This is a genomic window from Janibacter sp. RAF52, assembly GCF_052114035.1.
Lineage (GTDB): Bacteria > Actinomycetota > Actinomycetes > Actinomycetales > Dermatophilaceae > Janibacter > Janibacter hoylei.
Window position 1 is genome coordinate 258,147 of record NZ_JBFRDY010000003.1, and the last position, 25,727, is coordinate 283,873.

General features: G+C 71.1%; 29 protein-coding genes. 11 read left to right on the plus strand and 18 right to left on the minus strand.

All coding sequences use genetic code 11. From position 1 onward, the window contains the following. Nucleotides 1-5: 5 nt before the first annotated feature. Nucleotides 6-791 carry an ABC transporter ATP-binding protein gene (locus AB4Y78_RS05790; RefSeq protein ID WP_007927538.1) on the minus strand — a complete coding sequence of 262 codons (786 nt, stop codon included), beginning with the start codon at nt 789-791 and terminating at the stop codon, nt 6-8. A gap of 37 nt (nt 792-828) precedes the next feature. On the opposite strand from AB4Y78_RS05790, the gene AB4Y78_RS05795 reads away from it, so the two are divergent. Together AB4Y78_RS05795 and AB4Y78_RS05800 are read left to right on the plus strand one after the other, a co-directional pair. Beyond that, entirely contained in the window at nt 829-1,584 is a 756-nt protein-coding gene (locus tag AB4Y78_RS05795; protein ID WP_306514371.1) for a hypothetical protein, read from the plus strand. Then, on the plus strand, nt 1,584-2,126 hold the full coding sequence (locus AB4Y78_RS05800; RefSeq protein WP_441736936.1) for a GNAT family N-acetyltransferase: 543 nt from the start codon (nt 1,584-1,586) through the stop codon (nt 2,124-2,126). Before AB4Y78_RS05795 ends, AB4Y78_RS05800 begins: the two co-directional genes overlap by 1 nt. Here the strand turns inward: AB4Y78_RS05800 and glgA are convergent. After that, nucleotides 2,099-3,295 carry a glycogen synthase gene (glgA, locus tag AB4Y78_RS05805; RefSeq protein ID WP_441713246.1) on the minus strand — a complete coding sequence of 399 codons (1,197 nt, stop codon included), beginning with the start codon at nt 3,293-3,295 and terminating at the stop codon, nt 2,099-2,101. The genes AB4Y78_RS05800 and glgA overlap by 28 nt on opposite strands. Before the next feature lie 59 nt (nt 3,296-3,354). Here glgA and glgC point away from each other — a divergent pair, with 59 nt between their 5' ends. Together glgC and serB are read left to right on the plus strand one after the other, a co-directional pair. Then, on the plus strand, nt 3,355-4,602 hold the full coding sequence (glgC, locus tag AB4Y78_RS05810) for a glucose-1-phosphate adenylyltransferase (RefSeq protein WP_282072043.1): 1,248 nt from the start codon (nt 3,355-3,357) through the stop codon (nt 4,600-4,602). Between the two features lie 10 nt (nt 4,603-4,612). Next, entirely contained in the window at nt 4,613-5,338 is a 726-nt protein-coding gene (gene serB, locus AB4Y78_RS05815; protein ID WP_306514361.1) for a phosphoserine phosphatase SerB, read from the plus strand. A gap of 21 nt (nt 5,339-5,359) precedes the next feature. Here serB and fabI read toward each other — a convergent pair whose 3' ends face one another. Together fabI and fabG are read right to left on the minus strand one after the other, a co-directional pair. Continuing rightward, entirely contained in the window at nt 5,360-6,115 is a 756-nt protein-coding gene (fabI, locus tag AB4Y78_RS05820; protein WP_441736939.1) for an enoyl-ACP reductase FabI, read from the minus strand. Nucleotides 6,116-6,143: 28 nt separating this feature from the next. Next, nucleotides 6,144-6,854, minus strand: coding sequence for a 3-oxoacyl-ACP reductase FabG (gene fabG, locus AB4Y78_RS05825; protein WP_007927545.1), 711 nt, complete (start codon nt 6,852-6,854; stop codon nt 6,144-6,146). A gap of 131 nt (nt 6,855-6,985) precedes the next feature. Here fabG and AB4Y78_RS05830 point away from each other — a divergent pair, with 131 nt between their 5' ends. The 3 genes from AB4Y78_RS05830 to AB4Y78_RS05840 are packed head-to-tail and all read left to right on the plus strand — an operon-like array spanning nt 6,986 to nt 8,252. Then, complete coding sequence (locus tag AB4Y78_RS05830) at nt 6,986-7,261, plus strand: DUF3099 domain-containing protein (RefSeq protein WP_040881283.1); 276 nt, start codon at nt 6,986-6,988, stop codon at nt 7,259-7,261. Beyond that, nucleotides 7,261-7,476, plus strand: coding sequence for a hypothetical protein (locus tag AB4Y78_RS05835; protein ID WP_282072134.1), 216 nt, complete (start codon nt 7,261-7,263; stop codon nt 7,474-7,476). The genes AB4Y78_RS05830 and AB4Y78_RS05835 overlap by 1 nt, the downstream gene beginning before the upstream one ends. Further along, nucleotides 7,476-8,252 (plus strand): SURF1 family cytochrome oxidase biogenesis protein, encoded by a 777-nt coding sequence (locus tag AB4Y78_RS05840; RefSeq protein WP_282072036.1) that lies wholly within the window; start codon nt 7,476-7,478, stop codon nt 8,250-8,252. Before AB4Y78_RS05835 ends, AB4Y78_RS05840 begins: the two co-directional genes overlap by 1 nt. Before the next feature lie 4 nt (nt 8,253-8,256). On the opposite strand, the gene AB4Y78_RS05845 is transcribed toward AB4Y78_RS05840, so the two are convergent. The 5 genes from AB4Y78_RS05845 to AB4Y78_RS05865 form a co-directional block, all read right to left on the minus strand. Beyond that, nucleotides 8,257-10,146, minus strand: a complete 1,890-nt coding sequence (locus AB4Y78_RS05845; RefSeq protein ID WP_441713248.1) for an ABC transporter ATP-binding protein — start codon at nt 10,144-10,146, stop codon at nt 8,257-8,259. An 87-nt stretch (nt 10,147-10,233) separates the two neighbouring features. After that, nucleotides 10,234-10,881: a sirohydrochlorin chelatase gene (locus AB4Y78_RS05850; protein WP_282072033.1), complete on the minus strand. Its 648-nt coding sequence runs from the start codon at nt 10,879-10,881 to the stop codon at nt 10,234-10,236. 25 nt (nt 10,882-10,906) lie between these two features. Beyond that, the gene (locus AB4Y78_RS05855) at nt 10,907-11,647 is read right to left on the minus strand and encodes a phosphoadenylyl-sulfate reductase (RefSeq protein WP_007927551.1); all 741 of its coding nucleotides are present in this window, start codon (nt 11,645-11,647) and stop codon (nt 10,907-10,909) included. Beyond that, the gene (locus tag AB4Y78_RS05860) at nt 11,644-13,293 is read right to left on the minus strand and encodes a nitrite/sulfite reductase (RefSeq protein WP_007927552.1); all 1,650 of its coding nucleotides are present in this window, start codon (nt 13,291-13,293) and stop codon (nt 11,644-11,646) included. Before AB4Y78_RS05860 ends, AB4Y78_RS05855 begins: the two co-directional genes overlap by 4 nt. Before the next feature lie 134 nt (nt 13,294-13,427). Then, nucleotides 13,428-15,026, minus strand: coding sequence for an ABC-F family ATP-binding cassette domain-containing protein (locus AB4Y78_RS05865; protein WP_128277067.1), 1,599 nt, complete (start codon nt 15,024-15,026; stop codon nt 13,428-13,430). A 113-nt stretch (nt 15,027-15,139) separates the two neighbouring features. Here AB4Y78_RS05865 and ypfJ point away from each other — a divergent pair, with 113 nt between their 5' ends. Next, nucleotides 15,140-16,054, plus strand: coding sequence for a KPN_02809 family neutral zinc metallopeptidase (ypfJ, locus tag AB4Y78_RS05870; protein WP_441713249.1), 915 nt, complete (start codon nt 15,140-15,142; stop codon nt 16,052-16,054). A gap of 53 nt (nt 16,055-16,107) precedes the next feature. On the opposite strand, the gene AB4Y78_RS05875 is transcribed toward ypfJ, so the two are convergent. The 9 genes from AB4Y78_RS05875 to AB4Y78_RS05915 are packed head-to-tail and all read right to left on the minus strand — an operon-like array spanning nt 16,108 to nt 23,183. Further along, the gene (locus AB4Y78_RS05875; protein ID WP_441713250.1) at nt 16,108-16,623 is read right to left on the minus strand and encodes an acVLRF1 family peptidyl-tRNA hydrolase; all 516 of its coding nucleotides are present in this window, start codon (nt 16,621-16,623) and stop codon (nt 16,108-16,110) included. 11 nt (nt 16,624-16,634) lie between these two features. Next, nucleotides 16,635-16,964 (minus strand): metal-sulfur cluster assembly factor, encoded by a 330-nt coding sequence (locus tag AB4Y78_RS05880; RefSeq protein WP_007927567.1) that lies wholly within the window; start codon nt 16,962-16,964, stop codon nt 16,635-16,637. Beyond that, a complete protein-coding gene (sufU, locus tag AB4Y78_RS05885; RefSeq protein ID WP_007927569.1) occupies nt 16,961-17,431 on the minus strand; it encodes a Fe-S cluster assembly sulfur transfer protein SufU in 471 nt (156 codons plus the stop codon). Before sufU ends, AB4Y78_RS05880 begins: the two co-directional genes overlap by 4 nt. Then, on the minus strand, nt 17,431-18,711 hold the full coding sequence (locus tag AB4Y78_RS05890; protein ID WP_441713251.1) for a cysteine desulfurase: 1,281 nt from the start codon (nt 18,709-18,711) through the stop codon (nt 17,431-17,433). Before AB4Y78_RS05890 ends, sufU begins: the two co-directional genes overlap by 1 nt. Before the next feature lie 2 nt (nt 18,712-18,713). Beyond that, nucleotides 18,714-19,493, minus strand: a complete 780-nt coding sequence (gene sufC, locus AB4Y78_RS05895) for a Fe-S cluster assembly ATPase SufC (protein WP_441713252.1) — start codon at nt 19,491-19,493, stop codon at nt 18,714-18,716. 30 nt (nt 19,494-19,523) lie between these two features. Continuing rightward, nucleotides 19,524-19,859 (minus strand): non-heme iron oxygenase ferredoxin subunit, encoded by a 336-nt coding sequence (locus AB4Y78_RS05900; protein WP_068316320.1) that lies wholly within the window; start codon nt 19,857-19,859, stop codon nt 19,524-19,526. Further along, a complete protein-coding gene (gene sufD / locus AB4Y78_RS05905; RefSeq protein ID WP_441736942.1) occupies nt 19,856-21,025 on the minus strand; it encodes a Fe-S cluster assembly protein SufD in 1,170 nt (389 codons plus the stop codon). Before sufD ends, AB4Y78_RS05900 begins: the two co-directional genes overlap by 4 nt. Beyond that, the gene (gene sufB / locus AB4Y78_RS05910) at nt 21,025-22,446 is read right to left on the minus strand and encodes a Fe-S cluster assembly protein SufB (RefSeq protein WP_007927581.1); all 1,422 of its coding nucleotides are present in this window, start codon (nt 22,444-22,446) and stop codon (nt 21,025-21,027) included. The genes sufD and sufB overlap by 1 nt, the downstream gene beginning before the upstream one ends. Further along, a complete protein-coding gene (locus tag AB4Y78_RS05915) occupies nt 22,443-23,183 on the minus strand; it encodes a helix-turn-helix transcriptional regulator (RefSeq protein ID WP_306513469.1) in 741 nt (246 codons plus the stop codon). The genes sufB and AB4Y78_RS05915 overlap by 4 nt, the downstream gene beginning before the upstream one ends. 87 nt (nt 23,184-23,270) lie before the next feature. Here AB4Y78_RS05915 and AB4Y78_RS05920 point away from each other — a divergent pair, with 87 nt between their 5' ends. Genes AB4Y78_RS05920 through AB4Y78_RS05930 form a run of 3 tightly spaced genes read left to right on the plus strand, consistent with a single transcriptional unit; the run spans nt 23,271 to nt 25,695 of the window. Further along, nucleotides 23,271-23,981: an ABC transporter ATP-binding protein gene (locus AB4Y78_RS05920; protein ID WP_007927584.1), complete on the plus strand. Its 711-nt coding sequence runs from the start codon at nt 23,271-23,273 to the stop codon at nt 23,979-23,981. After that, the gene (locus AB4Y78_RS05925) at nt 23,971-24,729 is read left to right on the plus strand and encodes an ABC transporter permease (RefSeq protein ID WP_441713258.1); all 759 of its coding nucleotides are present in this window, start codon (nt 23,971-23,973) and stop codon (nt 24,727-24,729) included. Before AB4Y78_RS05920 ends, AB4Y78_RS05925 begins: the two co-directional genes overlap by 11 nt. 54 nt (nt 24,730-24,783) lie before the next feature. Continuing rightward, nucleotides 24,784-25,695, plus strand: a complete 912-nt coding sequence (locus tag AB4Y78_RS05930) for a COX15/CtaA family protein (protein WP_306513465.1) — start codon at nt 24,784-24,786, stop codon at nt 25,693-25,695. Nucleotides 25,696-25,727 lie beyond the last annotated feature (32 nt).

A 25,727-nucleotide genomic window follows, 5' to 3' on the forward strand; every position in this document is an offset into this window, starting at 1 on the left:
GACCATCATGCCCGGGCGCGGGCCGACCAACGCTCTCCGTGCTGCTCCAGCACCAGATCGAGACCAAAGGTCTGCGACAGGTTGGCCTCGGTCAGGGTGATCTCGATCGGCCCCTGGGCGACGACGCGGCCCTCGCGCAGCAGGAGCACGTCGGTGAAGTGCGGCGGGATCTCCTCGACGTGGTGGGTCACCATGACCAGGGCCGGGGCCTCGAGGTCACCGGCGATGGCGCCGAGACGCTGGACGAGGTCCTCGCGCCCACCGAGGTCGAGACCGGCGGCCGGCTCGTCGAGGAGCATGAGCTCGGGGTCGGTCATGAGGGCCCGGGCGATCTGGACCCGCTTGCGCTCTCCCTCCGAGAGCGTGCCGTACGTCCGATCGGCCAGGTGCGCCGCGCCGAGGGCCTCGAGCAGCTCGCCCGCGCGCGCGTGGTCAAGGTCGTCGTAGCGCTCTCGCCACCGACCGACGACTCCCCACGAGGCGGTGACGACGACGTCGGCGACCCGCTCCCCCTTCGGGATCCGCTCGGCGAGCGATGCAGAGGCCAGGCCGATGCGCGGACGCAGGTCGAAGACGTCGACCGCACCGAGGACCTCACCGAGCACACCGACTACCCCGCTCGTCGGGTGCATGCGGGCCGCGGCGAGCTGGAGCAGCGTCGTCTTGCCGGCACCGTTGGGGCCCAGGACGACCCAGCGCTGCCCCTCCTCGACCTCCCAGTCGACATCCGCGACGAGGGTCGACCCGCCACGCACGACGGTGGCACCGGCCAGGGCGAGGACATCACTCATGGCTCGACCCTACCCAGCAGCAACTAGCATCGTGCAGATGCCCGAGCTGCCCGCCTCCGTCCGTGTCGCCCTGTGGGTCACGCATGCCTGGTCCGGCGGCACGACCCTCACCGACGCCGTCGAACGTGCCCTCCCCGACGTCGACCACACCGAGGGACTCGTCGAGCAGGTCCGCATCTGGCGCGACCTCGGCGAAGCCGCCCTCCTCGTCGCCCTCCCGGCTCCCGGTGACCTCGGCAGCCTGCCCCGCTGCGGTCCGATCGCCGCCGACGCAGCAGCGGAGGCCGGCGAAGCCCTCTACGTGGCCGGCCTCGGCGGCCTGCTCGTCCCGAGCATCTCGACCTTCGGCTCGGCGGGCGCGCAGGGACTGCGCATCGACTGGATGACCCACGACGCCGACCCCGTACCGCCCCACCGCATCGAGGCCCTCGAGCCCTCCCAGCTCGAGCGGCACCTGCGGCGACAGCTGCTCGCCTCGATCGACGAGCTCGACGACATCGGCGGCACGCCGTGGGCGGACGACCTTGCCCGTGACCTCGTCGACGAGCGTCTCGGCACCGACTGGGCGCTGCCGCCCGACCTCCCGGAGCGGGCTCGCAAGGTCATCGGGCTGGCCGGGACGATCGCCGTGGCGGTCGAGGTCGGGCTCACCGCCTCCGGCGCCGTCACCGCCGCCCACGACGACACCCGCAGCCGCGCGTTGCGCCGGTTGGCCAGGGTCTGCGAGCACAGCCTCGCCGACGCGACCAATGCGGCCTGCGCCCAGCTCGCCGGGTGGGTCCCGGTGCGCTGATGCGCACTCTGCGGACCCGTCGGCTGCGGCTGGACCCGATCGGCCCCGAGCACCTGCCCTTCCTCGCGGACCTCGACGGCGACGCCGAGGTGCTGCGACACCTGCAGCCGCGTGCGCGGACCCGCGAAGAGGCTCTGGCCCACTGGAGCCCACGGGTCCCCGGCCCCATGTGGGTCGGCCACCTGGGCGAGCGCCCCGTCGGGTGGTGGGCGCTGTGGCCGGACGAAGGGGGCGAGACCGCCGAGCTCGGGTACCGCCTGGCCCGTCGGTGGTGGCGTCAGGGGCTCGCGGTCGAGGGCGCTCGGGCCGTCCTGGACGATGGCTTTGCGGACACTCGGCTCCAGGTGGTCCGGGCGGAGACGATGGTCGTCAACGCCGGCTCGCGAGGGGTCATGCACCGCCTCGGTATGCGGGAGGTGCGCATCGAGGTCCGTGAGTGGGAGGAGCCGCTGCCCGGCGCCGATCTCGGTGAGGTGATCACCGAGATCACGCGTGCGCAGTGGCTTGCGGCGGATCAGCCCGAGGCCAGCACACCCTCGTAGACGGCCATCGTCCGGTCGCCGATGCTCGTCCACGAAAAGTGCTCGACGGCCCGCTCGCGACCGGCGAGCCCCCGCTCCCGGGCCTGCTCCGGATCCGCCACGGCCTCGGTGAGCGCGGCGGCGAGATCGGCCTCGAAGGCCGCCGCGTCGACCGGCGCACCGGTCCCGTCGTCGACCTGGTCGATGGGCACGAGCCAGCCGGTGACGCCGTCGTCGACCACCTCGGGGATGCCCCCGGTCGCCGTCGCGACGACCGGCAGCTCGCAGGCCATCGCCTCGAGGTTGACGATGCCGAGCGGCTCGTAGACCGACGGGCAGGCGAAGACGGTCGCAGCCGACAGCACCGCGATGACCTCCGACCGGGGGAGCATCTCCTGGATCCACACGACACCTTGGCGGGTGCGGCGCAGGTCGTCGACGAGGGCCTCGACCTCGGCGAGGATCTCCGGGGTGTCGGGCGCTCCGGCGCACAGCACGACCTGCACCTCGGGCGGCAGGTCCCGCACGGCGCGGAGCAGGTGTGGCAGCCCCTTTTGCCGGGTGATCCGCCCGACGAAGACGACGGACGGTGCGTCCGGGTCGATCCCGTGGCGGCGCACGACGTCGGGGTCGGGCGTCGCCCGCCACAGGTCGGCGTCGATGCCGTTGTGCACCACGTGGACCCGGTCGGGGTCGATGGTGGGATAGCTGCGCAGGATGTCCGCGCGCATCCCGTGGCTCACCGCGATGACCCCGGCGGCCGCCTCGTAGGCAGTGCGCTCCACCCACGAGGAGAGCGCGTAGCCACCGCCGAGCTGCTCGGCCTTCCACGGTCGCAGCGGCTCGAGGCTGTGCGCCGACACGACGTGCGGCACGCCGTGCAGCAGGGCCGCGGTGTGCCCGGCGAAGTTGGCGTACCAGGTGTGGCTGTGCACGAGGTCGGCCCCGACGCAGTCGGCGGCCATCGCCAGGTCGACGCCCATCGTCACGAGGGCCGGGTTGGCCCCCGCCAGACCGGCGGGATCGGGATAACCGGTGGTCCCCCCTTCGTCCCGGGGGTCGCCGAAGCACCGGACCCGCACGTCGGTGTCACCGCGGGCCCGCAACGCCCGGGTCAGCTCCGCGACGTGCACCCCCGCCCCGCCGTAGACCGCCGGTGGGTATTCCTTGCTGAGGATGTCGACGCGCACGACCACAGACTAGGGCGAAGGGAGGACGCCGCACCCGTCCACGGACTAGGTTGGGCACCATGGTCCGCAGAGGTCAGCCCAAGGTCCTGGCGATCGTCCTCGCCGGAGGTGAGGGCAAGCGGCTCATGCCGCTCACCACCGACCGCGCGAAGCCCGCAGTCCCCTTCGGCGGGATCTACCGACTCGTCGACTTCGCCCTGAGCAATGTCGTCAACTCCGGCTACGCCAAGGTCATCGTCCTCACCCAGTACAAGTCGCACAGCCTCGACCGCCACGTGAGCCAGGCCTGGCGGCTGGCCTCACCCCTCGGCCACTACGTCGCCCCCATCCCCGCCCAGCAGCGGCGGGGCAAGAGCTGGTACACCGGCAGCGCCGACGCGATCTACCAGTCGCTCAACGCGATCACCGACGAGCGGCCGGACCTCGTCGTGGTCGTCGGTGCGGACCACGTCTACCGCATGGACTTCTCCGACATGGTGGAGCAGCACCTCGACACCGGGGCTGAGTGCACGGTGGCCGCGATCCGCCAGCCGATCGGCACAGCGGACCAGTTCGGGGTCATGGAGGTCGGCGCCGACGGTCGGCGGATCACCGCCTTCCGCGAGAAGCCCACGGACCCCGTCGGCCTGCCTGACGCACCGCACGAGGTCTACGCGTCGATGGGCAACTACGTCTTCACGGCGGACGCCCTCATGGACGCCGTCAAGCGCGACGCCGAGGCCGACAGCCGGCACGACATGGGCGGCGACATCGTGCCCGACTTCGTCGCGCGCGGCAGCGCCCACGCCTACGACTTCGCCGACAACACGGTGCCGGGCTCGACCGACCGCGACCGGGGGTACTGGCGCGACGTCGGGACGATCGACAGCTACTTCGACGCCCACCTGGACCTGACGTCGATCCACCCGGTCTTCAACCTCTACAACTACAGCTGGCCGATCAACACCCACCACGGCCCCTTCCCACCGGCGAAGTTCGTCCACGCCGACGACGAACGGGCCGGCGGCGCGACGAACTCGATCGTCTCCCCCGGCGTCGTCGTCTCGGGCGGCCACGTCGACAACTCCGTCCTCTCCCCCGGGGTCTTCGTGCACAGCTACTCGCACGTGCGCGACAGCGTGCTGCTCGACGGCGTCGACGTCGGGCGGCACGCCGACCTGCACCGCGTCATCGTCGACAAGGGTGTCCGGCTACCCGAGGGCATCCGGCTCGGTCACGACCGCGAGGAGGACCTCGCCCGCGGCCTGCTCGTCACCGAGTCCGGGATCACCGTGGTCGGCAAGGGCCACGTCTTCGACGCGAAATAGACTGCGGCGCATGACCTCCAGCTCCGGGCCAGCCCTCACTCCCGTCGACCTGCCCGGCGAAGGACCGCTCGTCCTCGTCATGGACGTCGACAGCACCCTGATCCTCGACGAGGTCATCGAGCTCATCGCCGAGCACGCCGGCACCCGCGACGAGGTGGCCGCTGTGACGGAGGCGGCCATGCGTGGCGAGCTGGACTTCGCGGGGAGCCTGCACGCACGCGTCGCCACCCTCGAGGGCCTCTCGGTCGAGGTGCTCGACCGGGTCCGTGCCGCCGTGCGGCTCACCCCCGGTGCCCGCACCCTCGTGAGCAGCCTCGTCGAGGCGGGTCACGTCGTGGGTCTGGTGAGCGGCGGCTTCACCGAGATCGTCGACGACCTCGCCCGCGAACTCGGCATCCCGACCGCCCGCGCCAACCACCTCGAGATCGTCGACGGACGGCTCACCGGCAAGGTCCTCGGCGAGGTCGTCGACCGCGCGGCCAAGGCCGACTTCATCACCCGGCTCGCTGCCGCCTCCGGGGTGGACATGGACCGCACCGTGGCCGTCGGCGACGGCGCCAACGACCTCGACATGATGGCGGCCGCACAGGTCGGCATCGCCTTCTGCGCCAAGCCCACCGTGCGCGAGCAGGCCGACGTCGCGATCGACGAGCCCGACCTGCGCCAGGTCCTCGACCTGCTCGGCGTCACCCCGGTCCCCCAGCCCGACGACGAGGGCGGCTACCCCCTCGCCTGACCGCGTGAGGGCGAAGGGAGGTCAGACCCCCATCGCGTGCACGCCGCCGTCGACGTGCAGGATCTCGCCGGTCGTCGCAGGGAACCAGTCGGAGAGCAGCATCGTGCAGGCCTTGGCGGTCGGCACCGGGTCGCCCACGTCCCAGCCCACGGGGGCGCGGCCGTCCCACGTCTCCTCGAACTGCTCGAAGCCGGGGATCGACTTCGCCGCCGTCGTGCGGATCGGGCCGGCGGCGACGAGGTTGCAGCGGACCCCCTTCGGGCCGAGGTCGCGGGCGAGGTACCGGTTGGTCGACTCGAAGGCGGCCTTGGCCACGCCCATCCAGTCGTAGACCGGCCAGGCGTAGCTCGCGTCGAAGGTCAGACCGACGATCGAGCCGCCCTGGGTCATGCGGGGCAGCGCCGCGACGGCCAGCGCCTTGAGCGAGTAGGCCGAGACGTGCACGGCGGTGCCGACGTCCTCCCACGTCGCGTTGAGGAAGGTGAAGGCGCCCTCGGGCGCGAAGCCGATCGAGTGCAGCACGCCGTCGAGTCGCTCGGCGTGCTCGCCGATGCGGTCGGCGAGGGCCGCGAGGTCCTCCTCGCTCGTCACGTCGAGCTCGATGACCGGTGCCTCCTGCGGCAGGCGCTTGGCGATGGTGCGGGTGATCTTCATCGTCCGGCCGAAGCTGGTGAGGATGACCTGGGCACCCTGCTCCTGCGCGATCTTGGCGACGTGGAAGGCGATCGACGACTCCATGAGGACGCCGGTGATGAGGAAGGTCTTGCCGGTGAGCATCTGCTGCCTTTCGGAGGGAGGGTGCGGGTCAGTGACCCATGCCGAGGCCGCCGTCGACCGGGATGACGGCGCCGGAGATGTACGCGGCCTCGTCGGAGACGAGGAAGGAGATCGCGGCGGCGACCTCGTCGGCCTGCCCGTAGCGGCGGGCGGGGATGGCGGCCTGGTACTCCGCCTTGGTCTTGTCGGGCAGCTCCGCGGTCATGTCCGTCTCGATGAAGCCGGGGGCCACGACGTTGGCCGTGATGCCGCGGGCTCCGAGCTCTCGCGTCATCGACCGGGCGATGCCGACCAGGCCCGCCTTGGAGGCGGCGTAGTTGGCCTGCCCCGGCGAGCCGTAGAGGCCGACGACGCTGGACAGCAGCACGACCCGACCGAAGCGCGCCTTGACCATGGGCGTGGCCGCGCGTCGCACGCAGCGAAAGGTGCCGTGGAGGTTGGTGTCGACGACGCTCGAGAAGTCGTCGTCGGACATCCGCATGAGCAGGGTGTCCTTGGTGATGCCGGCATTGGCGACGAGCACCTCGACGTCACCGCCGAGCAGCTCGGTGGCGGCCGAGAAGGCCTGGTCGACCGAGTCGCTGTCGGTGATCTCGCAGGCCACGACGTCCAGTCCGTCGACGGGGTCCCCAGAGCGCGAGGTGACGACGACCCGGTGGCCGTCGGACTGCATGCGGCGGGCGATGGCCTCGCCGATCCCTCGGTTGCCCCCGGTGACGAGTACGCGGCGCGACGTCATCGAAGCTCCCTTCGTCGGTGCGGTGTGGGTCAGGTCACGTCGTGACGCACGCTAGATCACTACCGCCGGGTACGCGGTACCGGGCTCGGCCCGTGGACGGGGCGGCCGGGTGCGCGGCGTACGCTGAGGAGGTGCCCCACACGTCCGTCCCGTCGGTGACGACCGCCCCGATCTCGCTCCAGGAGGAGCAGGCCGGTCGGATGCGCCAGTACCTCGCGACGATGGCGCTGCGGACCGTCTGCTTCGTCGGCGCGTACTTCTTCGAGGGCTGGCTGAGGTGGGTGTGCGTGGCCTTGGCCGTCGTCCTCCCCTACGTCGCCGTCGTGCTCGTCAACGCCGTGCGGCCGCGTGGTGCTGACGACAGCTTCCAGGCCGTGACCGACCACCGACGACAGCTGGGTTCGTGATGACGGTCGACGAGCTGATCTGCAGCCGCAAGGCCTGCAAGGCCACGGCGACCCGTGCGGTGCTGTGGCGCAACCCCCGCATCCACGACGAGTCCCGCCGCAAGGTCTGGCTCGCCTGCGACGAGCACGAGGAGCACCTGCGCGAGCACCTCGCGGTCCGCGGATTCCCCGTCGAGACCTGCGCCGTCGCCGACATCCCCGCCGACGCCGGCTGATGCTGCGGCTGGCCCTCACCCCGAGGTGGCTCGGGTGGTTCGCCCTCGCCGTCGTCGCGTCGGTCGCCTTCGTGCTGCTCGGCCAGTGGCAGTGGGGCAAGTACGAGGACCGCTCGGCGCGGGCCGAGCGGATCGAGTCGCACTACTCCGCCGCTCCGCTGCCGGTCACCGATGTCCTCAGCGAGCAGCCGGCCCCGATCGACGACGAGTGGACCCGGGTGACGGCGCAGGGCACCTACCTCTCCGACGAGCAGCTGCTCGTGCGCAACCGACCGCTCGACGGCACGTACGGGTACGAGGTGCTCGTCCCCCTTCGTCTGGCGGATGGCGACGTGGTCGTCGTCGACCGCGGGTGGGTCCCCAACAGCCCGAAGGGGGCGGACGTCGCCCCGGACGTCCCGCCGGCACCGGACGGCACGGTCACCGTCACCGGCTGGGTCCGCCTGGGTGAGCGGAGTCTCGGCCGGGACATGCCCGAGGGCCAGCTCGCGAGCATCAACCTCGACGAGGCCGCGGGCCAGGTCGACGGACGACTGCTCGGCGGCTACCTGGCCCTCCAGTCCGAGGACCCCGAGGTCGAGCGCCCGGACCCGCTCGAGGTGCCGGACACCGACACCGGGCCGCACATGGCCTACGCGATCCAGTGGTGGCTGGCGATCCCTGCCTTCTGGACCTTCCTCGTCCTCGCGCTGCGTCGCGAGTCGCTCGAGGGGTCCGGCACGGAGCGCACGCCCCGGCCCAAGAAGGTGCGGATCTGGGACGAGGAGGACGGCTGACCGGTCAGCCGACGACCTCGGCCCGCTCGGCCGCTCCCCCGTCGTACTGCGTCGCGTAGAGGGTGGCGTAGAGACCACCTGCCGCGAGCAGATCGGCGTGGGTGCCCTGCTCGACGACGCGTCCGTCGTCGACGACGAGGATCTGGTCGGCGGCCCGGATCGTCGAGAGCCGGTGGGCGATGACGATCGCGGTGCGGCCCTGCAGAGCGGTGTCGAGGGCTCGCTGGACGGCGACCTCCGACTCGCTGTCGAGGTGGGCGGTGGCCTCGTCGAGGATGAGCACGGCCGGCGACTTGAGCAGCAGTCGGGCGATGGCGAAGCGCTGCTTCTCCCCGCCCGAGAGCCGGTGCCCGCGGTCACCGACGACGGTGTCGAGCCCGGCCGGCAGGGTGTGCACGAGGTGGGCGATGCGGGCCGCCTCGAGAGCCGCCCACATCTCCTCCTCGGTGGCCTCCGGCTTGGCGTAGGCGAGGTTGGCTCGCAGGGTGTCGTGGAAGAGGTGCGCCTCCTGGGTGACCATCCCGACCGTCGCGCCGACCGACTCGAGGGTGGCCTCGCGCAGGTCGCGACCGCCGATCCGCACGGCACCGGATGTCGGGTCGTAGAAGCGGGTGACGAGCGAGGTGATCGTGCTCTTGCCCGCACCGCTCGGGCCGACGAGGGCGACGAGCTGCCCGGGCTCGGCACGCAGGCTGACCCCCCGGAGCACCGGGCCACCCTCCTCCCGGTCACCGGTCGTGGCTCCCTCAAGGGAGCGCAGCGAGATCGCCTCGGCGCCGGGGTAGGTGAAGTGCACGTCGTCGAGCTCGACGGACAGGGCCTGCCCCTCGGGCAGCGGTCGCGCGTCCGGGGACTCGCTGATGCTCGATGGCATGTCGAGCAGCTCGAAGAGGCGGGCGAAGGAGACGAGTGCGGTGAGGATGTCGACGTGGACGTTGGAGATCGCCGTGAGCGGTCCGTAGAGCCGGGCGAGCAGGGCGGCGAGGGCGAGCAGGGTCCCGACGGTCAGCGTTCCCTCGACGGCCATGATCCCGCCGAAGCCGTAGACCATCGCCGTCGCGATGGACGCGAGCAGCGTGAGCATGACGAAGAAGACGGCCCGGTTGACCGCGATCCGCACACCGATGTCCCGCACCCGGGCGGCGCGCTGGTCGTACTGGGCGATCTCGCGGGCTGGTTGGCCGAAGATCTTGACGAGCAGCGCACCGGCGACGTTGAAGCGCTCGGTCATCTGGTTGCCGAGGTCGGCGTTGAGGTTCATCTGCTCGGCGGACAGCGAGGCCAGGCGCCGCCCCATCCACTTCGCCGGGAGGATGAAGAAGGGGACGAGGACCAGCGCTGCGAGCGTCAGCTGCCACGACAGGGCAAACATCGCCCCGAGGATGAGCACGAGCGAGATGACATTGCTGACGACGGACGACAGGACCGTCGTGAAGGCCTGCTGGGCACCGATGACGTCGTTGTTGAGCCGGCTGACGAGGGCGCCGGTCTGGGCCCGGGTGAAGAAGGCGATGGGCTGGCGCAGGACGTGGGTGAAGACCTCGGTGCGCAGGTGGTGGATGAGCCCCTCGCCGATGCTCGCGGAAAACCAGCGCTGGACCAGGGTGGTCGCCGCCTCGACGAGGGCGATGAGCGCCACGAGCAGGGCGAGCGTCACCACGACGCTGCGGTCCTGGGGCGTGACGCCGTCGTCGATGAGTCGCTGGAGCAGCAGTGGCACGGCGACGACGGTCAGCGACCCGAGGGCGACGAGCAGGAGGAAGCCGGCGATGAGTCCTCGGAAGGGGCGGGCGTAGCCGAGCACCCGTCGTGCGGTGCCGCGCGGCAGTGGCGTCGCCCTGGCCTGGTCGCCGTGGCTCATCGACTGCATGAGCCCCCATGCGCTGTTCATCATCGGTGTCCGCTCCTCGTGTCGTCCCGGGACGACAACCACCGTGCACCACGGTCGATTCCCCGCGCATCCAAAGTCGTGGCCGGAGCCTCAGCCCAGCACGCGGTGCAGGACGAGACGCGCGAGGGCCGACGTGTCGGCGAGCCCGCCGGGGACGAAGGGGGATCCCCCGGCAGCGGCGAGGGCGGCCACCTTGTCGTGGAGGACCCCTTCGGCGAGCGTGGCCGGGACGACGACCCGGTCGCGGGTGGCGCCCGCGCGGGGCGCGGCGAGCGTCATCGTCATCCACCCGGGGCGCGGGTGCGCGTCGAGGAGGGTGCGGAGGCTTTGTCCCGCCTGACCGGAGCTCGACCCGCCGGCGACGAGGAGGACGTGGCTCCCTTCGTCATGGCCCGCAGCGCGCAGGCTCTCCTCGACGGCGGTGAGCAGCAGCGGGTGCCCGCCCAGGGCGCTGGTGACCCGGGCCCGTCCACCGCTCGCGCCCAGTGCCCGCACGGCGGCGGGTACGTCGACCCGGGCGTGGAAGGCCGGCGTGATGAGCATCGGGACGACGGTGAGGTCGTCGGTGATCCGCGGCCCGAGCTCTTCGGGGCGCGGGTGGTCGTTCTCGATGTAGACGAGGTGGGTCTCGCCGCGCCCCTCGTCCGCCAAGGGGCCGGCGACCCTGGCGCGCAGCCGCTCCAGGGTCGCCGAGTGCCGCGGGTCCGGCGAGCCGTGGGCCAGCAGGACCGTCGTCATGACCGCATCTCCCTAGGGAAATGCGTCACGTGTGCAGTCCGCACTCCACCTTGTCGGTGCCCGACCAGCGACCGGCGCGGGCGTCCTCGCCCTCGGCGACGGGCCGGGTGCAGGGGGCGCAACCGATCGAGGCGTAGCCGCTCTGGCGAAGGGGGTTGAGGAAGACCGACTGCTCGGCGGCGTACCGGTCGACGTCGTCCTGGGTCCAGCCGGCGATGGGGTTGAGCTTGACCATGCCGCGACGCTCGTCCCACCCGACGACGGTGATGTCGGTGCGGGTCGGCGCGTCCTCGCGACGCATGCCGGTGACCCAGGCATCGTGCTCCTCGAGCGCCCGGTTGAGCGGCTCGACCTTGCGCATCGCGCAGCACAGGTTGGGGTCGCGGTCGTGCAGCTTCGGCCCGTGCTCGGCGTCCTGCTCGGCGACCGTGAGCTTCGGGTAGATCGTGCGGATGCTGATCGGCAGCATCGCCTCGTAGGCGTCGCGGGTGCCGAGGGTCTCGGCGAAGTGGTAGCCGGTGTCGAGGAAGAACACGTCCGCCCCGTCGAGCGTCGTGCCGACGAGGTGGACGAGCACCTCGTCACCCATCGAGCTGGCGACGGTCAGCCCCTCGCCGAAGGTCTCGTGGGCCCACTGCAGCGCCTGCCGACCGATCTCGACCCGGCCCTCGTGGGTCCCGCCGAGCTCCGCCTCGAGAGCGGTGAAGCGCTCCTCCCCCTCACGGGCGAGCTCACGCAGGCGGTCGGTGTCGAGGAGCGTGCTCATCGGATGTCGTCCTCGTCGGCTCGGCGCACCCACAGGGCGAAGGACTCCCCTTCGTCCCGCTGGGCGAGGTAGGTGCGGGCGAGGCGCTCGATGTAGTCCGGCAGGTCGTCACCGGCCACCTTGAGCGCGCGGGTCTTGCGGGCCAGTGCGGTGTCCTCGGCCAGGGCGCCCCCGAGGTGGACCTGGAAGACCTCCTGGTGGGTGCCGTCCTCGCGCTTGTCGAGCATGCCCTTGAGGCCCACGTCGGCGACCTGGCTGCGGGCGCAGCTGTTGGGGCAGCCGTTGAAGTGGATACTGAAGGGCACGTCGATGGTCAGGCGCTTCTCGAGCTCCTCGACGGTCCACCGGGCGCGGTTCTTGGTGTCGGTCAGGGCGAGCTTGCAGAACTCGAGACCAGTGCAGGCGAGGACGTTGCGGCGCCACTCGCTGGGGTGCACGTCGAGGTCGATCTCCTTGAGGTCGGCCGCGAGGGCGTCGGCCTTGTCCGGCTCGACGTCGAGGACGAGGACCTTCTGGTGCGGGGTGAAGCGGATCCGCTGCGACCCCGCGGCCTCGGCGAGGTCGGCGAGACGGGTGAGCTTCGTGCCGGTCATGCGGCCGGCGATCGGCGCGGCGCCGACCCAGACCCGACCGTCGACCTGCTCGTGGATGCCGACGTGGTCGCGGCGGCTCCCCTTCGGCGCGACGGCCTCGGGCCCGTCGACGAGACGGCGGCCGAGGTAGTCGTCCTCGAGGACCTGGCGGAACTTCTCGGCGCCCCAGTCGGCCATGAGGAACTTCAGACGGGCCTTGTTGCGCAGACGCCGGTAGCCGTGGTCGCGGAAGATCGAGGTGACCCCGTGCCAGACGGCCGGGACGTCCTCGAGCGGCACCCACACGCCGAGGCGCTGGGCGAAGATCGGCTTGACCGACAGGCCACCGCCGACCCACACGTCGAAACCGGGCCCGTGCTCCGGGTGCTCGACACCGACGAAGGAGATGTCGTTGATCTCGTGGGCGATGTCGAGGACCGGCGAGCCCGAGATCGCCGTCTTGTACTTGCGCGGGAGGTTGGAGAACTCGGGGCTGCCGATGTACTCCCGCTTGATGATGTCGATGGCCGGCGTGCCGTCGACGATCTCCGCCTTGTCGATGCCCGCGACCGGCGAGCCGAGCATGGTCCGCGGGCAGTCGCCGCAGGCCTCGGTCGTCGACAGACCGACCGACTCGAGACGACGCCAGATCTCGGGTACGTCCTCGATGCGGATCCAGTGGAGCTGGATGTTTTGCCGGTCGGACACGTCGGCCGTGTCACGGGCGAACTCGGTGCTGATGCCTGCGACGGTGCGCAGCTGCTCGGTGCTCATCCGGCCGCCGTCGCTGCGCACGCGCATCATGAAGTACTCGTCGTCGAGGCCGTCCTCGCCGGTGTGCGTACCGTCGAGCCCCTGCTTGCGCTGGGTGTACAGACCCCACCAGCGGAAGCGGCCGGACAGGTCGTCCGGAGAGATCGAGCCGAAGCCGCCCTGGGCGTACACGTCCTCGATCCGCGCGCGCACGTTGAGCGCGTCGTCCTCCTGCTTGAACTCCTCGTTGTGGTTCAGCGGGGTCCGGTCGCCGTCGGCCCAGGCACCGGTGGACTTCGTGCGGGTGGGGCGGGTCGTCACAGTCACCCTCCCATCCTACGGGCGTACTTATGGATCACATAACCCACGGTTATGTGTCTCACGTGCTGGCGGTGCCGCCGCCTCGCGACGTGCCGGAGTTGGCGGTCGACCGGCTCAGACCTCCCGCCGCTGGCTCAGGCGAGGGTGATCAGGTCGCGGTAGTCCGCGTTGTAGAAGTCCTCGACCCCGTCGGGCAGCAGCAGGATCCGCTCCGGCTGCAGCGCGTCGACCGCACCCTCGTCGTGCGTGACGAGCACGACCGCGCCCTTGAAGGTCGACAGCGCCCCGAGGATCTCCTCGCGGCTGGCAGGGTCGAGGTTGTTGGTCGGCTCGTCGAGGAGCAGCACGTTGGCGCTCGAGACGACGAGGAGCGCGAGGGACAGGCGCGTCTTCTCCCCGCCGGAGAGCACGCCGGCCGGCTTGTCGACGTCGTCGCCACTGAAGAGGAAGGAACCCAGGACCTTGCGCACCTCGGTCTCGCCGAGGTCGGGTGCGGCCGACTTCATGTTGGCCAGGACCGAGCGGTCGACGTCGAGGTTTTCGTGCTCCTGAGCGTAGTAGCCGAGCTTGAGGCCGTGCCCCGGCTCGACCTGCCCCGTGTCCGGCGCGTCGACGCCGGCGAGCATCCGCAGCAGCGTCGTCTTGCCGGCACCGTTGAGCCCGAGCACGACGACCTTGCTCCCCCGGTCGATCGCGAGGTCGACGTCGGTGAAGATCTCCAGGCTCCCGTAGGAGCGGGAGAGCCCAGAGGCGCGAAGGGGGGTCCGCCCGCAGGGCGCGGGGTCGGGGAAGCGCAGCTTGGCCACGCGGTCCTGAGTTCGCTCCCCCTCGACGCCCGCGAGCATCCGCTCGGCCCGCTTGATCATCTGCTGGGCAGCGGTGGCCTTGGTCGCCTTGGCGCGCATCTTCTCGGCCTGGTCCAGCAGGGCGCCGGCCTTCTTCTGCGCGTTCTGCAGCTCGCGCTTGCGGCGGCGCTCGTCGGTCTCGCGCTGCTGGAGGTAGTTCTTCCAGCCCATGTTGTACTGGTCGATCTCGCAGCGGTTGGCGTCGAGGTGGAAGACCCGGTTGACGACGACCTCGAGCAGGTCGACGTCGTGGCTGATGATGATCAGCCCACCCTTGTAGTTCTTCAGGTGGTCGCGCAGCCAGGCGATCGAGTCGGCGTCGAGGTGGTTGGTCGGCTCGTCGAGGAGCAGGGTCTCGTTGCCGGAAAACAGGATCCGGGCGAGCTCCACCCGGCGGCGCTGCCCGCCGGAGAGCGTCTCGAGGCTCTGGTCCAGACGCCCTTCGTCGATGCCGAGGGCCGAGGCGATGCTCGCCGCCTCCGACTCCGCGGCGTAGCCGCCGGCCGCCTCGAACTCCTCCTGCAGGCGGGCGAAGCGCGCCATCGCCCGCTCGAGGGTCTCGGGGTCGGCGCTCGACATGCGCTGCTCGGCCGTGCGTCGGTCGGTGACGATGCGGTCCAGACCGCGGGCGGACAGGATCCGTTGCCGGGCCGTCACCGTGAGGTCACCGGTGCGCGGGTCCTGCGGGAGGTAGCCGATACCACCGCTGCTGGTCACGCTGCCGGCGGCGGGCTGGCCCTGCCCGGCGAGCACCTTGGTGAGCGTCGTCTTGCCGGCGCCGTTGCGTCCGACGAGCCCCACCCGGTCGCCCGCGGCGACCCGGAAGGAGGCCCCCTCGAGCAGGATCCGCGACCCCGCGCGCAGCTCGATGCCGCTGGCTGTGATCACGGGTGGTTCTCCTGCACGTGCTGAGGGTGGGTCGGCCGTTAGTGTAAGTCGCAGACCCACGGGTCACCGCATCCGCCGTCGGTCCCCGGACCGCGCCCCATGGAGGACCAGCCATGAGCATCAACGACAACGCCTCGCTCGACACCTCCCGGATGGGCGGCGGCGGTGGCGGAGGGGGCCGCGGCCCGGTCATCGCCGGGGGTGGCGGCGTCGTCGGCATCATCATCACCCTGATCATCTACTTCATGGGCGGGGACATCACCGGGGGCGGGGGCGGCTCGCAGGAGACCGGCTCCGGCGACAACTGGGTGCAGGAGAACTGCAAGACCGGCGTCGACGCCAAGAAGGATCGTCGCTGCTTGATGACCTTGGGCGAGAACAGTCTCCACCAGTTCTGGAGCGAGCAGCCCGACCTGGCCAAGGCGCTCGACAACGCCGGGCAGGACTTCCGTGGCCCGAACAAGGTCATCGTGTACACGGGCCAGACACAGTCGCAGTGCGGCACGGCGAGCAACCAGGTCGGCCCCTTCTACTGCCCCACCGACGAGTCGATCTTCATCGACACCGACTTCTTCGACATCATGGAGCAGCAGCTCGGCGCCGAGGACGGCGTGCTCGCCGAGCTCTACGTCCTGGCCCACGAGTACGGCCACCACATCCAAAACGTCTACAGCGTCCTCCCCGAGGCGCAGAAGGACCCCCAGGGCGCCGACTCCGGTGCCGTGCGCGTCGAGCTCATGGCCGACTGCTTCGCCGGCATGTGGATCAAGAGCGCGACCCAGACGACGGACAAGGACGGCAAGCAGCTGCTCACCGACATCAGCGACGACGACATCAAGAACGCGATGGGTGCCGCCAAGTCGGTGGGCGACGACGAGATCCAGAAGAAGTCCGGCGGCGGCGTCCAGCCCGAGGCGTGGACCCATGGCTCCGCCAAGGCGCGTCAGGCCTGGCTGCTGCGCGGGATGAAGGCCGACTCGGTCAACTCCTGCGACACCTTCGAGGTCAGCGACCCCAACAACATCTGAGTCGCGGCTCAGTCCCTGAGGACCACCCGGACGCAGCGGGCCCGACGGGCTGCCTACTGCAGCACTGCGAAGCGCGGGTCAGGCAGGTCCCACAGCTCCCGGCGCGGCAGGTCGCGGAGGTGGGCCAACCGCTCGTCGTCGAGGACCTGCTCGACCATGCGTCGGTCGCCGCCGACGACGAGGGCGTCGAGCGCACCTCGAGGCAGGTGGCGCAGCGCGAGGTCGGCGACCTTGTCGATGACCCCGTCGGTCTGGTTGCCGCGCCGGCGCGCGTAGCGCTGCTGGCTCCAGCCGCCCTTCTTCGTCCTGCCCTGGACATACGCGGTGCCGCAGGTGTGGGCGAGGAGTTCGCCCCCTTCGTCACGGCCCACGGCGTGACCGCCGCGCCGCACGAGGACGAGACCGATGCGCGGGTGGTCGAAGTGCTCCCCCGTCGCGGTCGCACCGTCCCCGCCGGTGAGCACGAACGAGCCCGGCACGTCGGCGCGCGTGACGCCGTCGTGCCGGGCTGCGAAGCCGGCGACCCACCGGTCGAGGCGAGCGGGGTCGACCTCGACGGTGCGGACCATCCGGTGGTGGCTCAGATGTTGAAGCCGAGGGCGCGCAGCTGCTCACGCCCGTCGTCGGTGATCTTGTCCGGACCCCACGGCGGCATCCAGACCCAGTTGATCCGCGAGTCGGTGACGAGGTCGCTGAGGGCCTGGTCGACCTGGTCCTCGATGACGTCGGTCAGCGGGCACGCGGCCGAGGTGAGGGTCATGTCGATGACCGCGTGGTTCTGCGGGTCGACGGTGATGCCGTAGACGAGGCCGAGGTCGACGACGTTGATCCCCAGCTCGGGGTCGACGACGTCACGCAGCGCCTCCTCGACGTCCGCGACGTTGCTCGGGGTGGGGGCCTGTGCGGTCATGCGCTCTCTCCTTGGGAAGTGGTCGAGACGTCGACGCCGGCCCGGGCCAGCGCGTCGGTGAGGGCCATCCAGCCCAGCAGGGCGCACTTGACGCGCGCGGGGTACTGGGCGACGCCGGCGAGGGCGACACCGTCGCCGATGACCTCCTCGTCGCCGGGGTCCTGGCCCCGGCTGGTGAGCATCTGGCGCATCGCCTCGTGGACGTCCATCGCCTCGTGGATGGTCTCGCCGGTGACCTCCTCGGCGAGGATGGACACGCTCGCCATGGAGATCGAGCAGCCCATCGCCTCGTACGAGATGTCGGTGATGTGCGCCTCGGGACCGGTGCCGTCGAGGTGGACGCGCAGCGTCACCTCGTCACCACAGGTCGGGTTCACGTGGTGCACCTCGGCGGCCTCGCCCTCACGCAGGCCGTGGCCGACCTTGCGCTTGGAGTGGTCGAGGATCAGCTCCTGGTAGAGGTCCATCAGGCAGCACCCCGATCCACGCCGAAGATCTCCGGCACGCGGTCGAGCGCCGTGACGAGCGACTCGATCTCGGCCGGCGTGTTGTACACGGCGAGCGACGCGCGCGTGGTGGCGGCGACGCCGAAGGCGCGGTGCAGCGGCCACGCGCAGTGGTGGCCGACGCGCACGGCGACGCCCTGGTCGTCGAGGACCTGCCCCACGTCGTGGGCGTGGACACCGTCGACGACGAAGGAGACGGCCGCGCCCCGGTGGACGGTGTCGGCCGGGCCGACGAGCCGCACCCACGGACGCTGCGCGATCGCGTCGAGCAGCTGCGCGGTGAGGGCCTGCTCGTGCGCGGCGATGCGCTCCAGACCGATGTCACGGATCCAGCGCACGGCCGCACCCAGACCGATCGCCTGGCTGGTCATCGGCACGCCGGCCTCGAAGCGGGTGGGCGGCGGCGCGTAGGTGCTGCCCTCCATCCGCACGACCTCGATCATCGACCCACCGGTGAGGAAGGCGGGCATCTGCTCGAGCAGGTCGTAGCGGCCCCAGAGGACACCGATGCCGCTCGGGCCGTACATCTTGTGGCCGGAGAAGGCGAGCAGGTCGACGCCGAGCTCGCGCACCGCGACCGGCAGGTGCGGCACCGACTGGCAGGCGTCGAGCACGGTGATCGCGCCGACGGACTTCGCCGCGGCGACGAGACGCGGCACGTCGCTGACGGCACCCAGCACGTTGGACGCGTGGGTGAAGGCCATGACCTTGGTCCGCTCGGTGACCAGCTCGTCGAGCTGGTCGAGGTCGAGCCGACCCTCCTCGGTCACGCCGATCCAGCGGAGCGTGGCGCCGGTGCGGCGGCACAGCTCCTGCCACGGCACGAGGTTGGCGTGGTGCTCGGCCTCGGTGATGAGCACCTCGTCCCCCTCGCCGAGACGAAGGGGGGATCCCGGCTCGGCGTTGGAGAAGGCGTAGGCCGCGAGGTTGAGCGCCTCGGTGGCGTTCTTGGTGAAGACGACCTCGCGCTCCTGCGCCCCGATGAGCGCCGCGATGTCGGCCCGCGCGCCCTCGTAGGCCTCGGTGGCCTCCTCGGACAGCGCGTGCGCACCGCGGTGGGGTGCGGAGTTGGCCGTGACGAGGAAGTCCCGCTCGGCGTCGAGCACGGCCAGCGGCTTGTGCGAGGTGGCGCCGGAGTCGAGGTAGACGAGCGGCTTGCCCCCGCGCACCGTGCGCTCGAGGATCGGGAACTGACCGCGGATCGCGGTCAGCTCACCCTCGGGGATCAGCTGCGGCGTCATGGTCAGGCTCCTGCGGTCGTGGCGGGCTCCCCCGTCGCGATGAACCGGTCGTAGCCCTCGGACTCGAGGCGGTCGGCCAGCTCGGGGCCACCCTCCTCGGCGATCCGGCCGTCGACGAAGACGTGGACGAACTGCGGCTTGATGTAGCGCAGGATCCGCGTGTAGTGCGTGATGAGCAGGACGCCGGCGCCGGTGGACTCCTTGGCGCGGTTGACACCCTCGGAGACGACGCGGAGGGCGTCGACGTCCAGGCCGGAGTCGGTCTCGTCGAGGACGGCGAACTTCGGCTTGAGCAGCTCCATCTGGAGGATCTCGTGGCGCTTCTTCTCACCACCGGAGAAGCCCTCGTTGACGTTGCGCTCGGCGAAGGAGGCGTCCATGCGCAGCTCGTCCATCGTGCCGCGCACCTCCTTGACCCACGTGCGCAGCTTGGGCGCCTCGCCGTCGATGGCGGTCTTGGCGGTCCGCAGGAAGTTGCTCACCGTGACGCCGGGGACCTCGACGGGGTACTGCATCGCGAGGAACAGACCGGCGCGGGCGCGCTCGTCGACGGACATCGACAGCACATCCTCGCCGTCGAGGGTGACCTCGCCGGAGGTGACGGTGTACTTCGGGTGCCCGGCGATGGAGTAGGCCAGGGTGGACTTGCCGGAGCCGTTGGGGCCCATGATCGCGTGCGTCTCACCGGAGTTGATGGTGAGGGTGACGCCCTTGAGGATCTCCTTGGGGCCGTCCTCGGTCTCGACGCTGACGTGCAGGTCCTTGATTGCGAGCGTTGCCATGTCTGTCTTCTTCCTTGACGTGTGGGGGGGTCAGTCGGCCAGGGCGACGAGCACGTCGCCGTCGTCGGTCACCTGGACCGTGTGGACCGCGACCGGGACGGTCGCCGGCAGGCCGGTGGGGCGGCCGGAGACGAGGTCGAAGCGCGAGCCGTGCAGCCAGCACTCGATGGTGCAGCCGTCGACCTCGCCCTCCGAGAGGGAGACCTTGCCGTGGGTGCACTCGTCGTCGATGGCGTGGACGCCACCGTCCTCGGTGCGCACGATCGCGATGATCCGACCGGACAGGTCGGCCTTGGCGGCCTCCCCCACGGTCAGCTCGTCGAGGCTGCACACCCGGACGAAGTCGGGCTGGGCGACGGCACTCATGCCGCGCCCCCTTCGAGCTCGACGTCGATGGCGGCCATGATGCGCTCGCTGATCTCGGGGTCACCGATGCGCTGGACGATGCTGTTGAAGAAGCCGCTCACGACGAGGCGTCGGGCCTCGTCCTCGGGGACGCCGCGCGACTGCAGGTAGAACAGCTGCAGGTCGTCGAAGCGGCCGGTCGTCGACGCGTGCCCGGCACCGACGATCTCGCCCGTCTCGATCTCGAGGTTGGGGACCGAGTCGGCCCGCGCGCCGTCGGTCAGCACGAGGTTGCGGTTGAGCTCGTAGGTCTCGGTGCCCTCTGCCGCGGCGCGGATGAGGACGTCGCCCACCCAGACGGTGTGCGCGGTCTCGCCCTGCAGGGCGCCCTTGTACTCGACATTGCTCGAGCAGTGCGGCGCCTCGTGGTCGACGAAGAGCCGGTGCTCCAGGTGCTGGCCCGCGTCGGCGAAGTACACGCCGAAGGCCTCGAAGGAGCCGCCGGGGCCCGCGTAGGAGGCATTGGTGTTGAGCCGGACGATGCCGCCGCCGATGGTGATGGCGATGTGGCGCACGCTCGCGTCCCGGCCGACGACGACGTCGTGCTGGCCGAGGTGGACCGCGTCGTCCTCCCAGTCCTGGAGGCTGACGATCGTCAGCTGGGCCGAGTCGCCGGCGATGACGGACAGCAGCTCGGTGTACTCGGCGGTGCCCGAGTGCTCGACGACGAGGGTCGCCTTGGCGAAGGCACCCACGCGCACGAGGTGGTGGGCGCGCACCGGCTCGCCGGCCTCGCCCGTCAGGTGCACGCGCACCGGCTCGGCGAGCTCGGCCTCGGCCGGGACGTCGATGACGACGACCGAGTCGCCGCTGGCCGCGACGGCGGCCGCGCGGTCGGCCGGCAGCGGCACGCCCGCGGTCCGGGCCTCGGCGGCCGGGACCTGCGTCCGGGTGACGCCCTGCGGCAGGTCGTGCTCGACGGACAGGGTGGCGGAGCCCCCTTCGTCGGTGAAGAGCTCGGCCAGACGCCCGACGGGCGTGAAGCGCCAGTCCTCCTCCCGTCCCTGCGGGACGGGGAAGTCGGCGACCTCCCACGAGCGGGTGCGCTCCGCGCGCGACTGGTCCGGCACGAGGGTCTCGGCGGAGTGCGTGTGGGCCTGGGGGCCCGAGTCGGTCAGCAGGGCCATCAGCCGACGGCTCCTTCCATCTGGAGTTCGATGAGGCGGTTGAGCTCGAGGGCGTACTCCATCGGCAGCTCACGCGCGATGGGCTCGACGAAGCCGCGCACGATCATCGCCATGGCCTCCTCCTCGCTCATGCCGCGGGACATGAGGTAGAAGAGCTGGTCGGCCGAGACCTTGGAGACAGTCGCCTCGTGACCCATCTGCACGTCGTCCTCGCGGACGTCGACGTAGGGGTAGGTGTCGGAGCGGCTGATCGTGTCGACGAGCAGTGCGTCGCACACGACCGAGGACTTGCTGTTGGTCGCGCCCTCGAGGACCTGCACGAGGCCCCGGTAGGAGGTGCGACCGCCGCCACGGGCGACGGACTTCGAGACGATCGAGCTCGACGTGTTGGGGGCCGCGTGCACCATCTTGGCGCCTGCGTCCTGGTGCTGGCCCTCGCCGGCGAAGGCGATCGAGAGGGTCTCGCCCTTCGCGTGCTCGCCGAGGAGGAAGCACGCGGGGTACTTCATCGTCACCTTGGAGCCGATGTTGCCGTCGACCCACTCCATCGTGCCGCCCTCGGCGACCGTGGTGCGCTTGGTGACGAGGTTGTAGACGTTGTTGGACCAGTTCTGGATCGTCGTGTAGCGCACGCGGGCGTTCTTCTTGACGACGATCTCGACGACGGCGCTGTGCAGCGAGTCGGTCTTGTAGATCGGCGCGGTGCAGCCCTCGACGTAGTGCACGTACGAGCCCTCGTCGGCGATGATGAGCGTCCGCTCGAACTGGCCCATGTTTTCGGTGTTGATCCGGAAGTAGGCCTGCAGCGGGATGTCGACGTGGACACCCGGCGGCACGTAGATGAAGGAGCCACCCGACCACACTGCGGTGTTGAGCGCGGAGAACTTGTTGTCACCGGCGGGGATGACGGTGCCGAAGTACTCGCGGAAGAGGTCCTCGTGCTCACGCAGGCCCGTGTCCGTGTCGACGAAGATGACGCCCTTCTCCTCCAGGTCCTCACGGATCTGGTGGTAGACGACCTCCGACTCGTACTGCGCCGCGACACCGGCGACGAGGCGCTGCTTCTCCGCCTCGGGGATGCCGAGCTTGTCGTAGGTGTTCTTGATGTCCTCGGGCAGGTCCTCCCAGGAGGCGGCCTGCTTCTCCGTGGACTTCACGAAGTACTTGATGTTCTGGAAGTCGATGCCGGTGAGGTCGCTGCCCCAGCTCGGCATGGGCTTCTTGTCGAAGAGCCGCAGCGACTTCAGACGCAGGTCGCGCATCCACTGCGGCTCACCCTTGCGCTCGGAGATGTCGCTGACGACGTCCTCGTTGAGGCCGCGCTTGGCGCTGGCACCCGCGGTGTCGGCATCGGCCCAGCCGAACTCGTACTTGCCGATGTCCTTGAGCCCTGGGTTGAGCTCTTCGATGTTGGTGCTCATCGGGTGGACCTCTCTGTGTGGGGACGCGCCCCCGGGGTGGGGACGAAGGTGGTGCAGACGTGATCGCCCTGGGCCAGGGTGGCCAGGCGTTGGACGTGGACTCCGAGGAGGCGGCTGAAGGCGTCGGTCTCCGCCTCGCACAACTCGGGGAACTCCGCAGCGACGTGCTGGACCGGGCAGTGGCCCTGGCACAGCTGGAGGCCGACGACGACGTCGTCGCCGACCGTGCGGGCGCTGGCAGCGTAGCCCTCGGAGCGAAGCGCGTCGACGAGCGCCGCGGTCCGTGCGGCCGGGTCGTCGCCGGCACGGTCGATCTCGGCGGAGCAGCGCTCCTCGAGTGCGCGGACCCGCTGGTCGGCGAAGGCACGCACCGCCTCGTCGCCCGCGGTCTCGCGCACGAAGCGCACGGCGTCGGCCGCCAGCTCGTCGTAGTCGGAGGTCAGGTGGTCGTGACCGATCTCACCGACGACCCACTCACGAGCCGGGCGACCGCGGCCGCGCTTGCCCGTGTGCGGGGCGCGGCTGGTCACGGCGCCGCTCTCGGCGAGCTGGTCGAGGTGGCGGCGCACGCCCGTCGCGGTGAGCCCCAGGTCGGCCGCGAGGTCGGCCGCCGTGATGGGCCCACGCTCGCTGATGAGGGCGAGGACGCGGTCTCGGGTGCGGGCATCCCGCGACGCGGCATCGTTGATCCGGGCGTCGTCGGCCGACGCCCTCGGTGCTCGCGGGGAAATAACCACACATCCATGTTATGTAAATCGACACACAGCACAACAAAGGCACCCCTAACCACGGTCGGGAGCACCCGCTGCCTAGACTCGCCTGCTGTGACTCGTGCCGTCGTCGTGGAGGACCTGCGCCGCGTCTTCGGTGACACCGTCGCCGTCGACGGGGCCTCGTGGGCTGCCGAGACCGGGCAGATCACCTGCGTGCTCGGACCCAACGGCGCCGGCAAGACGACGACCATCGAGTGCCTCGAGGGTCTGCAGCGGCCGGACTCCGGCAGCTGCCGGGTCCTCGGCACCGACCCCTGGCAGGCCAGCGCCGAGCACCGCGCCCGGGTCGGGGTCATGCTCCAGGACGGCGGGCTCCCCCAGAGCGTGCCGGCCACCCGCCTGCTCGCCCACCTCGGCCGGCTCCACCGGACCCACCGCGCCGCGGAGCTCGTCGACCGACTCGACATCACCCCCTTCGCCCGCACGCCGGTCCGTCGTCTGAGCGGCGGCCAGCGCCAGCGGGTCGCCCTGGCCGCAGCCCTGCTCGGCGACCCCGAGGTCGCCTTCCTCGACGAGCCGACCGCCGGGCTGGACCCGCACGCCCGCCTGGACGTGTGGGACCTGCTGCGCGAGCGGCGCGACGAGGGCGTGGCCCTCGTCGTCACGACGCACGGGTTCGAGGAGGCCGAGCGCCTCGCCGACCGGGTCGTCATCCTCGCCGGCGGCCGGGTCGTGGCCGACGGCACGCCCGACGAGATCGCCGACGGTGCTCGTCTCGAGGACGCCTACTTCGCGCTCACCGGAGGCCTGCGTGACCGCTGAGACCACGACGAGCACCGTCCGGCCGCGCGGCCGGCGGATCCTGGCCCAGGCGCGCTTCGAGGCCGAGATCCTGGTGCGCAACGGCGAGCAGTTGCTCGTCTCGCTCGTCCTGCCCGTGCTCGCCATGCTCGCCCTGAGCGCGAGCTCCTACCCCGACCTGCCCGAGACGCGGATCGCGCTCGTCGCACCCGGTGTGCTCGCTCTCGCCATCGTCTCGACGGCCTTCACCGGTCAGGCGATCCAGACCGCCTTCGACCGGCGCTACGGCGTGCTGCGCCTGCTCGCGACCTCGCCCGTCGGCACCGACGGGCTGCTCGCCGGCAAGGCCCTGGCCGTCGCGTCCGTCGTCGCCGGCCAGCTCGTCGTCCTCGGCGTCGTCGCGGCCGTCCTCGGCTGGCGCCCCGACCCGCTCGGTCTGCTCGTGACGCCGGTGAGCGCGGCGCTCGGGGTGTGGGTCTTCGTCGCCCTGGCCCTGCTGCTCGCCGGGGTGCTGCGCGCCGAGGCCGTGCTCGCGGTGGCCAACCTCGTGTGGGTCCTGCTCGCCGGGGCCGGCGGGCTGCTCCTGCCCGGCGACACCGTCGGCGGGCTCGACGTGGTCGTGCGCTGGCTGCCGTCGGGCGCGCTCGGTGATGCCCTGCGCCAGGCCCTCACCGGCGACGGCGTGCCGTTCCTGCCCTGGCTCGTCCTCGTGGGGTGGGGCTCGGTGCTCAGCCTCGGCGTCGTGCGCTTCTTCCGCTGGCGAGACTGACCCCCGTCGGACCCGGTGGTCCGCGGTACCGCGGCTACGACATACCGTAGTGGGGTGCCCGACAACCTCCCCCAGGCCGCCCGCACGTGGCTGCCACGCCTGCTCCTGCTCAACCTGATCGTCGAGGTCGGGATCGTCGTCACCGGCGGGCTCGTCCGCCTCACCGGCTCCGGCCTCGGCTGCCCGACCTGGCCCGAGTGCGTCCCCGGCTCCTACGTACCGACCGTCGAGCAGGAGGAGGGCATCCACAAACTCATCGAGTTCGGCAACCGGACGCTCACCGGGCTGCTCGGTTTCGTCGCGCTGGCGCTGCTCATCGCGCTCTACCGCTGGGCGCGTGACCGGCGCGAGCTCCTCATCGGCACCTGGGTCGTCATGGCCGGTATCCTCGCCCAGGCGATCGTCGGGGGCATCACCGTGCGCACCGGCCTCAACCCGTGGATCGTCGCCTTCCACTTCCTGTGCTCGATGGGGCTCATCGCCGTGTCGGCCTGGCTCTACTGGCGCCAGCGGCAGCCCTCGGGCCGCACCCGGTCGCTGCTCCACCCGATCGTCACCCGCCTGCAGTGGCTGCTCGTCGCCATCGCCGCCGTCGTGCTCGTGCTCGGCACGGTCGTCACCGGCTCCGGGCCGCACTCCGGTGACGCCGACACCCCGGCCCGCACGGGCTTCGACCCGCGCACCATCTCGTGGCTGCACGCCGACGCCGTGATGCTCTTCGTCGGCATCTGCGTCGCCGTCTGGCTGGGCGCCAAGCTCACCGAGCGAGCCGCCGGCCCCGCCCGTGCGTGGTGGGTCGTCCTGTGGGTCACCCTCGCCCAGGGCCTCGTCGGCTACGTCCAGTACCTCACCAAGCTGCCCGAGGTCCTCGTCCTGGCCCACATGCTCGGTGCCAGCCTCCTCGTCGTCGCCATCACCCGCGCGATCGTCCTGTCCCGCACCCCGGACACCCTCCCCGCCGACTGAGGGCGGGGCCCACGCGCCCCTCAGCCGCGTGT

What these genes read in the sequence shown, in the direction of transcription:
- AB4Y78_RS05790 (WP_007927538.1), bottom strand. Translation starts at nt 791, where the DNA reads ATGAGTGATGTCCTCGCCCTGGCCGGTGCCACCGTCGTGCGTGGCGGG.
- AB4Y78_RS05795 (WP_306514371.1), top strand. Translation starts at nt 829, where the DNA reads ATGCCCGAGCTGCCCGCCTCCGTCCGTGTCGCCCTGTGGGTCACGCAT.
- AB4Y78_RS05800 (WP_441736936.1), top strand. Translation starts at nt 1,584, where the DNA reads ATGCGCACTCTGCGGACCCGTCGGCTGCGGCTGGACCCGATCGGCCCC.
- glgC (WP_282072043.1), top strand. Translation starts at nt 3,355, where the DNA reads ATGGTCCGCAGAGGTCAGCCCAAGGTCCTGGCGATCGTCCTCGCCGGA.
- serB (WP_306514361.1), top strand. Translation starts at nt 4,613, where the DNA reads ATGACCTCCAGCTCCGGGCCAGCCCTCACTCCCGTCGACCTGCCCGGC.
- fabI (WP_441736939.1), bottom strand. Translation starts at nt 6,115, where the DNA reads ATGCTCACCGGCAAGACCTTCCTCATCACCGGCGTCCTCATGGAGTCG.
- fabG (WP_007927545.1), bottom strand. Translation starts at nt 6,854, where the DNA reads ATGACGTCGCGCCGCGTACTCGTCACCGGGGGCAACCGAGGGATCGGC.
- AB4Y78_RS05835 (WP_282072134.1), top strand. Translation starts at nt 7,261, where the DNA reads ATGACGGTCGACGAGCTGATCTGCAGCCGCAAGGCCTGCAAGGCCACG.
- AB4Y78_RS05840 (WP_282072036.1), top strand. Translation starts at nt 7,476, where the DNA reads ATGCTGCGGCTGGCCCTCACCCCGAGGTGGCTCGGGTGGTTCGCCCTC.
- AB4Y78_RS05845 (WP_441713248.1), bottom strand. Translation starts at nt 10,146, where the DNA reads ATGATGAACAGCGCATGGGGGCTCATGCAGTCGATGAGCCACGGCGAC.
- AB4Y78_RS05850 (WP_282072033.1), bottom strand. Translation starts at nt 10,881, where the DNA reads ATGACGACGGTCCTGCTGGCCCACGGCTCGCCGGACCCGCGGCACTCG.
- AB4Y78_RS05855 (WP_007927551.1), bottom strand. Translation starts at nt 11,647, where the DNA reads ATGAGCACGCTCCTCGACACCGACCGCCTGCGTGAGCTCGCCCGTGAG.
- ypfJ (WP_441713249.1), top strand. Translation starts at nt 15,140, where the DNA reads ATGAGCATCAACGACAACGCCTCGCTCGACACCTCCCGGATGGGCGGC.
- AB4Y78_RS05875 (WP_441713250.1), bottom strand. Translation starts at nt 16,623, where the DNA reads ATGGTCCGCACCGTCGAGGTCGACCCCGCTCGCCTCGACCGGTGGGTC.
- AB4Y78_RS05880 (WP_007927567.1), bottom strand. Translation starts at nt 16,964, where the DNA reads ATGACCGCACAGGCCCCCACCCCGAGCAACGTCGCGGACGTCGAGGAG.
- sufU (WP_007927569.1), bottom strand. Translation starts at nt 17,431, where the DNA reads ATGGACCTCTACCAGGAGCTGATCCTCGACCACTCCAAGCGCAAGGTC.
- AB4Y78_RS05890 (WP_441713251.1), bottom strand. Translation starts at nt 18,711, where the DNA reads ATGACGCCGCAGCTGATCCCCGAGGGTGAGCTGACCGCGATCCGCGGT.
- sufC (WP_441713252.1), bottom strand. Translation starts at nt 19,493, where the DNA reads ATGGCAACGCTCGCAATCAAGGACCTGCACGTCAGCGTCGAGACCGAG.
- AB4Y78_RS05900 (WP_068316320.1), bottom strand. Translation starts at nt 19,859, where the DNA reads ATGAGTGCCGTCGCCCAGCCCGACTTCGTCCGGGTGTGCAGCCTCGAC.
- sufD (WP_441736942.1), bottom strand. Translation starts at nt 21,025, where the DNA reads ATGGCCCTGCTGACCGACTCGGGCCCCCAGGCCCACACGCACTCCGCC.
- sufB (WP_007927581.1), bottom strand. Translation starts at nt 22,446, where the DNA reads ATGAGCACCAACATCGAAGAGCTCAACCCAGGGCTCAAGGACATCGGC.